The following is a 9,019-nucleotide window of genomic DNA, read 5'->3' on the forward strand; positions in this document are numbered from 1 at the left end:
CGATGGACGAGAACGTGAGTAAGGCGGTGGCGGATTCAAGGTCGCCGTGTGTGGATGCCCTGATTGAACAGGTGATGCAGGCGCACCCCGGTTTTAGCACCAGCGCCCAAGCCGGGTATTACGAAGCCGTACACCAAAAGCTTGCGCCGCTCGCCCGTGACCAAGAGTCAGAACTAACGACCATCCGCGCCCGCCTGGGCGAGCTGGAGGCGGAGAACGAGAGGTTGCAAGCGCAACTAGACGCCGGCACCGAAGCGGGATGGCATGCGCTGCGGAATGAGCGCGACGAGCTGCAATCCCGGCTCGCTGCGGCGGATGCGCTGCTGCGGGGGTGCTACGCCTTCATGCAGTCGCAAAGCGTTGACCAGCTTTCATGGGGCGAGGCGCTTTCGCTTGGCGAGAAGATCGCCGCCTACCTGCACAACAGCGCGCGGGAGGATGGAAGCCATGATTGAAGCAGAGTTTCGCGGTGACTACGACTTCGGTATCTACAAGGATGCCTTAGTCGTCTCGGACGACAGTGGACAGCGCATTGCGCTCTTCCTGGATGCGCGAAGAGGTGACCGCGACATCGTAAGTGTTGCAGTGGATATGCCTAACTCTTCCGGGACGCGCTGCTACGCCATCGACTTCGCTTGGCTGCTGGATCATTTGCGCACGCTTGATCCGACGCGTGTGGACATGCACAACAGCGCGCGGGAGGATGGGGAATGATCGCGTACAGAATCGACGCCATCGGCGACCTCGTAAAGATTCCACCCGATCGCGTGGAGGCGTGCCTGCGAGACATCGCGTATGCGGTCGCAGTGCACCATCTTTCCTTCGGGACGGGATCGGAATCCGTGCCATTTGGAGCGGTGGAGTGGACCGACGACGACAACCACAGCGTTCGCGTCTATGACGCTCGCGGGGCGAAGTTCCTTGAACTGAGGGTCGAGGACGAGCGGGAGGATGGGGAATGAGACTCAGGACGTATGTAGCACGCGAAGATGACGGAACAGTTCTGCCGGGAGTCGCTTATCACCCGGCGACACAGGGAGAGGATTATCTTGCCCGTTCGCTGGATCACGACACCTTGTGCGCCAACGCGCTGATGCAGGCGATAGGAGAGGTGCGCGGCTACTACCCAGAAAGCGTGTTCCCGGAAAGTGGGAATTCGCTTGATTGCAAGTCGGCGAGTATGGCACGGCAGACGTGCGACAACATCACGAATCGCGCATCCGAACTCATGACCGAATGGGGCTTCGATAGCGGGGAGGTGGAGGAATGAAGCCCTTCACACGCCGCATGCCCCATAACCGCAACCGCTTCTGCTGGGCGCGCATCCCGCAGGACTCAGGCAGCGTTCTGTACCGGCTGTACCGGCGCGATCAACGCGGAGCCGTGCACGCGGTGCTGCGCAACTTCCCGGGCGATGCTGGCCGGGCGGAGATTGCCGACGAGCTGAACATTGCGCGGCACCAGTTGCGCAACAGCGTGGACGACGTGGATCTGGCGTTGATGGGGGTGGTGTGAGCGACCGCGCCTTCAAACTCCACTTGGCCCGCGTCTACCTCGCACAAGCCCGCGTTTGTCGGCTCCGTGCTGCCACGCTCCCGTGGTACTGGCACAGCTTCTGGGATTACCTGGACTGGGCGGCGAAGTACCGGCGCGAGGCGGCGGCGATGCGGGAGACGACGCAAGGGGAGTTGTTCGCATGATCGAGGTCGGCGACAAGGTGCGCCATTGGAGCCGCGGATACATGAGCCGCCCTGACGAGGACTGGATGATGTTCGGCGGCGGCATTGGCCCGATGACCGTCGTCCGTGTCATCGAGTTGGACGACGAGGACTGGGCGCAAGAAAAGGGCCCGCCCTATGTCCACGTCGCTTGCGCCCTGCCGCCACCGTACCAGCAGGAAGCGCACTACCACTATTTCACCCTGCGCAGCACGTGCAGACCTTGGCAGTACCGCTCTAACGGGGACGCCTTGCACATCGTGGCGAAGGCTCCGCGCGAGCCGCAAGGCGACCTGTTCGAGTCACTGAGGAGCGTTGCATGAGCCCAAATCCGCACATCGTGGACGCGGAGGAACGGTTCACCGAAGCCGAGGCTGCAGTACGCTTGGGAATCAGCAAGGCGTCACTGATGCGCGAGCGAGTGGCTGGCCGCATCCACCCCTACCGCATCGGGCAGCGCATCATCCGCTATACCGACGCGATCTTGAATGAGTATCTGGAGTCATGCAGGAACGTACCGGCGAAATCGGCGACTACTGGCTCACCAAGCGGCCAGGCTCCGCGCAGTGGTGCCGCACGTGGTACGACGCCAACACTCGGCAGACGCGACGCGCATCGCTTGGCACAGACGATCTTCAAGCCGCAAAATTAAAGCTGTGGGAGTGGTTCGCCAAGTATGGGCGGGTAGGCAAACAGGAGGCGCACGACACGGCGCTGGAGCTTGTCTTGGTCCGCTATTACCAGCAGCACGCCGAAGCATCGGCATCGGCTGAAATGGCCCGCATTGCGCTGGCCTACTGGTCGGATTTCTTCTGCGGCGCCACCGTGGCGGAAGTGACGCCGGCAAGGCAGCGCGAGTTCGCCGAGTGGCTCAAAGCCAAGCGCAAGCCGCCGCTGTCCGATGGGTACGTGAAGCGCGTCCTGACCGTGGGCAAGTCGGCGCTGAACCGCGCCTACCGCGAGGGCGAGATTGATACCGTCCCGTTCATCATCCCGTGGCAGGACGGTGAAGCCCGCGAGCAGACGCTATCCGTCGAGGAATCCGCGGCCTTGTGGGGTGCCGCCGAATCGCCGCATGAACGGATGTACCTCGCGCTCGCCTACGGCACGCTGGCCCGCCCGGAGGCGATCCTGGGCATGCACCGATCGTTCGCCGACCTGGACCGGCGTCTACTGATCCAGAATCCGCCCGGCCGGCGCCAGACCAAGAAGTACCGTCCCACGGTGCCCATCTGCGACTTCCTGTTGCCGTGGATCGAGCAGGCGAGCGACGGTCCGCTGGTGCAGTGGCGCGGCAGAGAGATTGCCAGCTTCAAGACCGCCTGGCGCAAAATGCGGACCGCTGCGGGCCTCCCGCCCGGAACCGTGCCCAAGGTCATCCGACACACGATGGCGACGCACCTGCGCGCGTCTGGCGTGCCAGAGGCGGAGATACAGGGGTTTCTCGGGCACAAGGCGTACAGCGGCAAGACGGAAGTCTATGCGCGGTATCGGCCCGACTACCTAGGCCAAGCCGCGGCAGCCATCGACGGATACATGACCGCGCTGCGTGTTAGTTGCGTGCTAGAAAGCAAAAAGACCACCCATTGAAGGTGGCCTAAGTGCTTGATATAATTGGTGGGCGGTACAAGGATCGAACTTGTGACCCCTACCATGTCAAGGTAGTGCTCTACCGCTGAGCTAACCGCCCGTCGCCACGGCCAGGCCGTGCGAGCCGCGCAGTATACGGGAGCCGACGGCGCCCGACAATATCCCGCCGCCCGGCTCAGCGCAGGGCCTGCTCGCGCAACTGGTGGATCTGGTCGCGCAGCCGGGCGGCGTCCTCGAACTCCAGGTTCTGGGCGTGCTTGTACATCTGCGCCTCCAGCTTCTTCAGCAGGGCAGCCGCCTGCGCCGCGCCGAGACCGGCGTAATCGGCGCCCTGCTCGGCCACCGCGCGGTCGCGGGTGCGCGTCTTGCCGCCACGCCGGTTGCCGACCTCGCTGCGCGCGCCCTCCATGATGTCGGCGATGCGCCGCACCACGGTTTTCGGGGTGATGCCGTGCACCTCGTTGAAGACGATCTGCTTCTCGCGGCGGCGGGCGGTCTCGTCCATCGCCGCCTGCATCGAGCGGGTGACGTTGTCGGCGTACAGGATCGCCTTGCCGCGCACGTTGCGGGCAGCGCGGCCGATGGTCTGGATCAGCGAGCCGGTGGAACGCAGGAAGCCCTCCTTGTCCGCGTCGAGGATCGCCACCAGTGATACCTCGGGCATGTCCAGGCCCTCGCGCAGCAGGTTGATGCCGACCAGCACGTCGAACTCGCCCAGGCGCAGGTCGCGGATGATCTCGCTGCGCTCCACCGTCTCGATGTCCGAGTGCAGGTAACGCACCTTCACGTCGTGCTCGGACAGGTACTCGGTGAGGTTCTCGGCCATGCGCTTGGTCAGCGTGGTGACCAGTACGCGGTCGCCCATCGCCACGCGCTTGTGCACCTCGCTGAGCAGGTCGTCGACCTGGGTGCGCACCGGGCGCACCTCGACTTCCGGGTCGACCAGGCCGGTCGGGCGCACCACCAGCTCGGTCACCGCATCGCCGGATTTGTGCAGTTCGTAATCGCGCGGCGTGGCGGAGACGTAGATCGCCCGCGGCACGCGCTCCTCCCATTCCTCGAAGCGCAGCGGCCGGTTGTCCATCGCCGAGGGCAGGCGGAAACCGAACTCCACCAGGGTCTCCTTGCGTGAGCGGTCGCCCTTGTACATCGCGCCCAGCTGCGGCACGGTGACGTGCGACTCGTCCACCACCAGCAGGCCGTCGGCCGGCAGGTAGTCGAACAGGGTCGGCGGCGGCTCGCCCGGCGCGCGGCGGGTCAGGTGGCGCGAGTAGTTCTCGATGCCCTGGCAGTAGCCGACCTCGGCCATCATCTCCAGGTCGAAGCGGGTGCGCTGCTCCAGTCGCTGCGCCTCGACCAGCTTGTTCTCCCTGTACAGATATTCCAGCCGGTCCTTCAGTTCGACCTTGATCGTCTCGATCGCGTTGAGCACGCTCTCGCGCGTGCTGGCGTAGTGCGTGCGCGGGTAGACGGTATAGCGCTGCACCTTGCGGATCGTCTCGCCGGTGAGCGGATCGAACAGCGCCATCTTCTCCACTTCGCCATCGAACAGCTCGATGCGCAGCGCCTCGGTCTCCGACTCGGCCGGGAACACGTCGACGATCTCGCCGCGCACGCGATAGGTGCCGCGGCGCAGCTCCGTTTCGTTGCGGGTGTACTGCAGCTCGGTCAGCTGGTGGATCAGCTTGCGCTGGTCGATGCGCTCGCCGGTGGCCAGGATCAGGCGCAGTGACAGGTAGTCCTCCGGATTGCCCAGGCCGTAGATCGCCGAGACGGTGGCCACGATGATCGAATCGCGGCGCGACAGCAGCGCCTTGGTCGCCGACAGCCGCATCTGCTCGATGTGCTCGTTGATCGAGGCATCCTTCTCGATGAAGGTGTCCGACGCCACCACATAGGCTTCCGGCTGGTAGTAGTCGTAGTAGCTGACGAAGTACTCCACCGCATTGTGCGGGAAGAACTCCCTGAACTCGCCGTACAGCTGCGCGGCCAGCGTCTTGTTCGGCGCCATCACGATGGTCGGGCGCTGGATGCGCTCGATCACGTTCGCGATGGTGTAGGTCTTGCCCGAGCCGGTCACGCCGAGCAGGGTCTGCGCGGCCAGGCCGGCCTCGAAACCCTCGGCCAGGCGCTGGATCGCCTGCGGCTGGTCGCCGGCGGGCTGGTAGGGGGCGGCGAGTTGGAAGCGGTCGGTCATCAGCTGCAGATGTGGGCGGGACGGCACATTTTAAATCCGGCCTGCTGACATGCCGCGTCAGCAGAGTCCGACGCCGCGGGCGGCATCGGGCTGCTGGCTGGCACGGGCCATCGTCCTAGCATGCCGGTTCCGGCACAGCGCAGGATGCGAGATGACGACGACGCCATGGAAAGCGAACCGCGGTTTCAGCCTGATCGAACAAGTGATGGTACTGGCCATCGCCGGCATTCTGACCGGCATCGCGTTGCCGCCGCTGCACCATGTGTTGAGCCGCAATCGACTGCAGGCGGCGCAAAGCGACTTCATCGCCGCCTTGCGACACACGCGCAGCACCGCGGCGATCACCGGCAAACGCACGCTGTTCTGCCCCAGTGCGGATGGCAGCCGATGCAGCGAAGACAACCGCTGGGAACATGGCTGGCTGCTCGGACAGGACCTCGACGGCGATCACCAGCCCGATGGCCAACCCGCCCGCACCGGGACGGCCTACGATCTGGGTCTGCGCATCACCAGCAGCAATGGCCGCCACGAGGTGCGTTTCCAGCCTGACGGCAGTGCCGGCGGCAGCAACCTGACCTTGCTGTTCTGCGAGCCGGGGCGGGACAACCAGGCGCTCAGCGTGGTGGTGTCCAATGCCGGCCGGGTGCGCGGGGCGCCGGCCACAGCCGCACAGGCCGCGCGCTGCCAACAAGGCGGCTGACGCGCGAAGTCAGCGGTCGTCGCGCGTCCAGATCGCGCCGTCTTCCTCGCGCACCGGAAAGCTGGCGATCGGAACATACGCCGGCGGCCTGGTCACCGCACCGGTGCGCAGGTCGAAGCGCGCGCCGTGGCGCGGGCATTCCACCTCGAATCCGAACACTTCGCCGCCAGCCAGTTCGCCGCCATCGTGGGTGCAGGTGTCCTCGACCGCATACAGCGCGCCGTCGATGTTGTACACGGCGATCGACGTGTCGCCGTCCCACACCACCTTGTATTCGCCGGGCAGGAAATCGCTGCGCGTGCCGACCCTGATCCATCCGTTCATGCAAGCACCTCGGTGAACTCCTTGACCAGCACCTCGAAACACAGGTCGGCGCGACGCGGAATGCCGAAACGCTCGTTGCCGTACGGGAACGGCTGCCGTTCGCCGGTGCGCCGGTAGCCGCGCCGGCCATACCAGGCGATCAGCTCTTCGCGCTGCACGATCACCGTCATGCGCATCGCGCTGCAATGCCACTGTTCGCGCGCGATGCGTTCGGCCTGGGCCAGCACCTGCTTGCCCAGGCCGTGGCCCTGCTCCGCCGGGTCAACCGCGAACATGCCGAAATAGCCGGCCGCAGCTTGCCGCTCGACGTGGCAGCTCGCCACCAGCGCACCGTCGCGGAGCGCCAGCAGCACGCAGCTGTCCGGCCGCGCGATCAACGCCTCGACATCGGCCGCGTCGGTGCGCTGGCCGTCGAGCAGGTGGGATTCGGTGGTCCAGCCGCGCAAGCCCGATTCGCCGCGATAAGCCGATTCGACCAGCGCGACGATGGCAGGGACGTCCGCCGCGCGGGCGGTGCGAAATGCGACGGGGGCGCGTGGCTCTGTCATCCGCGCATGGTAATGCGCGACGTGCCGGCCGGCCATGATCTGCAGCAAGCGCGCACGCCGGATCGACTCATGCCGACGGGGTGGCCAGCCGACGGACCTCGTAGACCTTGAGGTGCGCATGGACGAGTTCCAGCATCGTGGCCGGCAACTGCGCCTGCCGCGCGCGCGCAAGCATGTCGCCCACCACGTGGTCGGCCTCGATCGGATGGCCCTGGCGCAGGTCGCGCAGCATGGAGGCTTCGAGGCGCGAACCCGGCTCGGTCAGCATGCCGCGCGCCCGTTCCAGCACACGCTCGTCCGGCGCATGACCGGCCGCTGCCGCCGTCGCGCGGCATTCCTCCAGCAGGGCGAGCGCCGCCGCGCGACCGCCGGGTGCGGCCTCGATCTCGCCGATCGCCCCGCGCATCAGGCAGGTGATGCCGGCCAGCGAGGTCAGGAAAAACCATTTGTCCCACATCTCCTGCACGATCGCGTCGCTGGGTCGCGCGTCGAAACCGGCCTGGCCCAGCATTTCGGTGATCGCCTGCATGCGCGCGGACGCGCTGCCGTCGCGCTCGCCGAAGGTGAGGCTGTGAAGCCGGTTGAGATGCTGCACGGCTCCTTGCGCGTCGAGCGTGGCGGAAATGGCGCATTGGCCGCCAAAGACGCGCTCGGCACCGAAGCGGTGATCCAGCAGGTCGAGATGGCGCATGCCGTTGAGCAATGGCAGCACGGTGGTGCGCTCGCCCACGGCCGGAGCGATGTCGGCCATCGCCTGCTCCAGGCCGTAGGCCTTGCAGCTGAGCAGAATCAGGTCGAACGGCTCGCACAGTGCACTTGCCAGCACGGTCGGCGGTGCGGGCAGGTCGACGTCGCCGGCCGCGCTGCGGATGACCAGGCCGTGCTGCGCCAGCTGCCGCGCGCGACCCTCACGCACCAGGAAGGTCACATCGCGCCCGTGCTGCAGCAGGCGACCGCCAAAATAGCCGCCGGTAGCCCCGGCGCCCACGACCAGCACACGCATTTCAGTCTCCTCTCGATCCGGCATCGGGCGACAGCTGCATGCGCGCCGCCTGGGCGTCCTTCTCGTGCCACAAGTCGTTCATCCATGCCTTGACCCGGCCGCGGAATGCCGCATCCTCGTCGTAGCTGCCGATCAGCTCGCGACCGATCGGGCGTTCACGCACATGCACGCGAATTTCGCGCACGCGACCGGCGATCAGGTCGGCAATGGTGCATGGGCCATGCGGATAGACGATGGTGACGTCGAGGATCGCGTGCAGCGCCTCGCCCATCGCATCGAGCACGAAGGCCACGCCGCCGGCTTTCGGCCGCAGCAGGTAGCGAAACGGCGAATGCTGCGCGTCGTGCTTGGCCGGCGTGAAGCGCGTGCCTTCGGCGAAGTTCATCACCGACACCGGCATGTGGCGGAACTTCTCGCAGGCGCGGCGGGTCGCCTCGCGGTCCTTGCCCTGCAGCTCGGGGTGGCGCAGCAGGGTCTGCCGCGAATAGCGCTTCATGAAGGGGAAATCCAGCGCCCACCATGCCAGGCCGAGCAAGGGCACCCAGATCAGTTCCTGCTTGAGGAAAAAGCGCAGGAACGGGATGCGCCGGTTGAACACCTTCTGCAGCACCGGGATATCCACCCAGCTCTGGTGGTTGCACAGCACCAGGTAGTTGCCGTCGCGACGCAGCCCGGCCAGCCCCTCGACCTGCCAGCGCACACGGGCGAACACGCCGAACAGGACATTGTTGACGCCGATCCAGCTTTCCGCGATGGCGACCAGGGCTCGTGAGCAGGCCTGCCGGATCGCGTGCACCGGCAGCAGCAGCTTGAGCAAGGTGAACGCGAAAATGAAAGCCACGTGCAACAGGATGTTGAGTGCAAGCGCAAGCAGCGCCAGCGGCACGCGGATGAACGATGGCAACGAGGCAAGCATGGGGATGATCGATGGGAACTCCG

14 protein-coding genes and 1 tRNA gene are annotated in these 9,019 nt (G+C 65.9%); 9 read left to right on the forward strand and 6 right to left on the reverse strand.

Annotated features, from left to right (window positions below; genetic code table 11):
- Positions 1-2: 2 nt before the first annotated feature.
- From ACFCQI_RS01830 to ACFCQI_RS01865, 8 genes are all read left to right on the forward strand, one after another.
- On the forward strand, positions 3-455 hold the full coding sequence (locus ACFCQI_RS01830) for a hypothetical protein (protein WP_395119682.1): 453 nt from the start codon (positions 3-5) through the stop codon (positions 453-455).
- Positions 448-714, forward strand: coding sequence for a hypothetical protein (locus ACFCQI_RS01835; protein WP_395119683.1), 267 nt, complete (start codon positions 448-450; stop codon positions 712-714). The genes ACFCQI_RS01830 and ACFCQI_RS01835 overlap by 8 nt, the downstream gene beginning before the upstream one ends.
- On the forward strand, positions 711-962 hold the full coding sequence (locus tag ACFCQI_RS01840) for a hypothetical protein (RefSeq protein ID WP_395119684.1): 252 nt from the start codon (positions 711-713) through the stop codon (positions 960-962). The genes ACFCQI_RS01835 and ACFCQI_RS01840 overlap by 4 nt, the downstream gene beginning before the upstream one ends.
- A complete protein-coding gene (locus ACFCQI_RS01845; RefSeq protein WP_395119685.1) occupies positions 959-1,270 on the forward strand; it encodes a hypothetical protein in 312 nt (103 codons plus the stop codon). The genes ACFCQI_RS01840 and ACFCQI_RS01845 overlap by 4 nt, the downstream gene beginning before the upstream one ends.
- Positions 1,267-1,515 carry a hypothetical protein gene (locus tag ACFCQI_RS01850; RefSeq protein WP_395119686.1) on the forward strand — a complete coding sequence of 83 codons (249 nt, stop codon included), beginning with the start codon at positions 1,267-1,269 and terminating at the stop codon, positions 1,513-1,515. Before ACFCQI_RS01845 ends, ACFCQI_RS01850 begins: the two co-directional genes overlap by 4 nt.
- 181 nt (positions 1,516-1,696) lie before the next feature.
- Positions 1,697-2,041 carry a hypothetical protein gene (locus ACFCQI_RS01855; RefSeq protein WP_395119687.1) on the forward strand — a complete coding sequence of 115 codons (345 nt, stop codon included), beginning with the start codon at positions 1,697-1,699 and terminating at the stop codon, positions 2,039-2,041.
- Positions 2,042-2,127: 86 nt separating this feature from the next.
- Positions 2,128-2,370, forward strand: coding sequence for a DNA-binding protein (locus ACFCQI_RS01860; protein ID WP_395121215.1), 243 nt, complete (start codon positions 2,128-2,130; stop codon positions 2,368-2,370).
- A gap of 62 nt (positions 2,371-2,432) precedes the next feature.
- The gene (locus ACFCQI_RS01865) at positions 2,433-3,308 is read left to right on the forward strand and encodes a tyrosine-type recombinase/integrase (RefSeq protein WP_395121217.1); all 876 of its coding nucleotides are present in this window, start codon (positions 2,433-2,435) and stop codon (positions 3,306-3,308) included.
- Between the two features lie 25 nt (positions 3,309-3,333).
- Here the strand turns inward: ACFCQI_RS01865 and ACFCQI_RS01870 are convergent.
- Positions 3,334-3,408 (reverse strand) — tRNA-Val (locus ACFCQI_RS01870).
- 75 nt (positions 3,409-3,483) lie between these two features.
- The gene (uvrB, locus tag ACFCQI_RS01875; protein WP_395119688.1) at positions 3,484-5,505 is read right to left on the reverse strand and encodes an excinuclease ABC subunit UvrB; all 2,022 of its coding nucleotides are present in this window, start codon (positions 5,503-5,505) and stop codon (positions 3,484-3,486) included.
- 151 nt (positions 5,506-5,656) lie between these two features.
- Between uvrB and ACFCQI_RS01880 the strand changes: the two genes are divergently transcribed.
- A complete protein-coding gene (locus tag ACFCQI_RS01880) occupies positions 5,657-6,205 on the forward strand; it encodes a GspH/FimT family pseudopilin (protein ID WP_395119689.1) in 549 nt (182 codons plus the stop codon).
- Positions 6,206-6,214: 9 nt separating this feature from the next.
- Here the strand turns inward: ACFCQI_RS01880 and ACFCQI_RS01885 are convergent, their stop codons facing one another.
- The 4 genes from ACFCQI_RS01885 to ACFCQI_RS01900 all read right to left on the reverse strand — a co-directional run bounded on the left by ACFCQI_RS01885 (position 6,215) and on the right by ACFCQI_RS01900 (position 8,996).
- Entirely contained in the window at positions 6,215-6,529 is a 315-nt protein-coding gene (locus tag ACFCQI_RS01885; protein ID WP_395119690.1) for a non-heme iron oxygenase ferredoxin subunit, read from the reverse strand.
- Positions 6,526-7,077, reverse strand: coding sequence for a GNAT family N-acetyltransferase (locus tag ACFCQI_RS01890; RefSeq protein WP_395119691.1), 552 nt, complete (start codon positions 7,075-7,077; stop codon positions 6,526-6,528). Before ACFCQI_RS01890 ends, ACFCQI_RS01885 begins: the two co-directional genes overlap by 4 nt.
- Positions 7,078-7,144: 67 nt before the next feature.
- Positions 7,145-8,080, reverse strand: coding sequence for a 2-dehydropantoate 2-reductase (gene panE / locus ACFCQI_RS01895; RefSeq protein WP_395119692.1), 936 nt, complete (start codon positions 8,078-8,080; stop codon positions 7,145-7,147).
- 1 nt (position 8,081) lies between these two features.
- The gene (locus ACFCQI_RS01900) at positions 8,082-8,996 is read right to left on the reverse strand and encodes an acyltransferase (RefSeq protein WP_395119693.1); all 915 of its coding nucleotides are present in this window, start codon (positions 8,994-8,996) and stop codon (positions 8,082-8,084) included.
- Positions 8,997-9,019 lie beyond the last annotated feature (23 nt).

The sequence above is a fragment of the Rhodanobacter sp. FW102-FHT14D06 genome, assembly GCF_043950705.1.
Taxonomy (GTDB): domain Bacteria; phylum Pseudomonadota; class Gammaproteobacteria; order Xanthomonadales; family Rhodanobacteraceae; genus Rhodanobacter.

What these genes read in the sequence shown, in the direction of transcription:
- ACFCQI_RS01830 (WP_395119682.1), top strand. Translation starts at nt 3, where the DNA reads ATGGACGAGAACGTGAGTAAGGCGGTGGCGGATTCAAGGTCGCCGTGT.
- ACFCQI_RS01890 (WP_395119691.1), bottom strand. Translation starts at nt 7,077, where the DNA reads ATGACAGAGCCACGCGCCCCCGTCGCATTTCGCACCGCCCGCGCGGCG.
- ACFCQI_RS01850 (WP_395119686.1), top strand. Translation starts at nt 1,267, where the DNA reads ATGAAGCCCTTCACACGCCGCATGCCCCATAACCGCAACCGCTTCTGC.
- ACFCQI_RS01855 (WP_395119687.1), top strand. Translation starts at nt 1,697, where the DNA reads ATGATCGAGGTCGGCGACAAGGTGCGCCATTGGAGCCGCGGATACATG.
- ACFCQI_RS01900 (WP_395119693.1), bottom strand. Translation starts at nt 8,996, where the DNA reads ATGCTTGCCTCGTTGCCATCGTTCATCCGCGTGCCGCTGGCGCTGCTT.
- ACFCQI_RS01845 (WP_395119685.1), top strand. Translation starts at nt 959, where the DNA reads ATGAGACTCAGGACGTATGTAGCACGCGAAGATGACGGAACAGTTCTG.
- panE (WP_395119692.1), bottom strand. Translation starts at nt 8,080, where the DNA reads ATGCGTGTGCTGGTCGTGGGCGCCGGGGCTACCGGCGGCTATTTTGGC.
- ACFCQI_RS01835 (WP_395119683.1), top strand. Translation starts at nt 448, where the DNA reads ATGATTGAAGCAGAGTTTCGCGGTGACTACGACTTCGGTATCTACAAG.
- ACFCQI_RS01860 (WP_395121215.1), top strand. Translation starts at nt 2,128, where the DNA reads ATGCGCGAGCGAGTGGCTGGCCGCATCCACCCCTACCGCATCGGGCAG.
- uvrB (WP_395119688.1), bottom strand. Translation starts at nt 5,505, where the DNA reads ATGACCGACCGCTTCCAACTCGCCGCCCCCTACCAGCCCGCCGGCGAC.
- ACFCQI_RS01885 (WP_395119690.1), bottom strand. Translation starts at nt 6,529, where the DNA reads ATGAACGGATGGATCAGGGTCGGCACGCGCAGCGATTTCCTGCCCGGC.
- ACFCQI_RS01880 (WP_395119689.1), top strand. Translation starts at nt 5,657, where the DNA reads ATGACGACGACGCCATGGAAAGCGAACCGCGGTTTCAGCCTGATCGAA.
- ACFCQI_RS01840 (WP_395119684.1), top strand. Translation starts at nt 711, where the DNA reads ATGATCGCGTACAGAATCGACGCCATCGGCGACCTCGTAAAGATTCCA.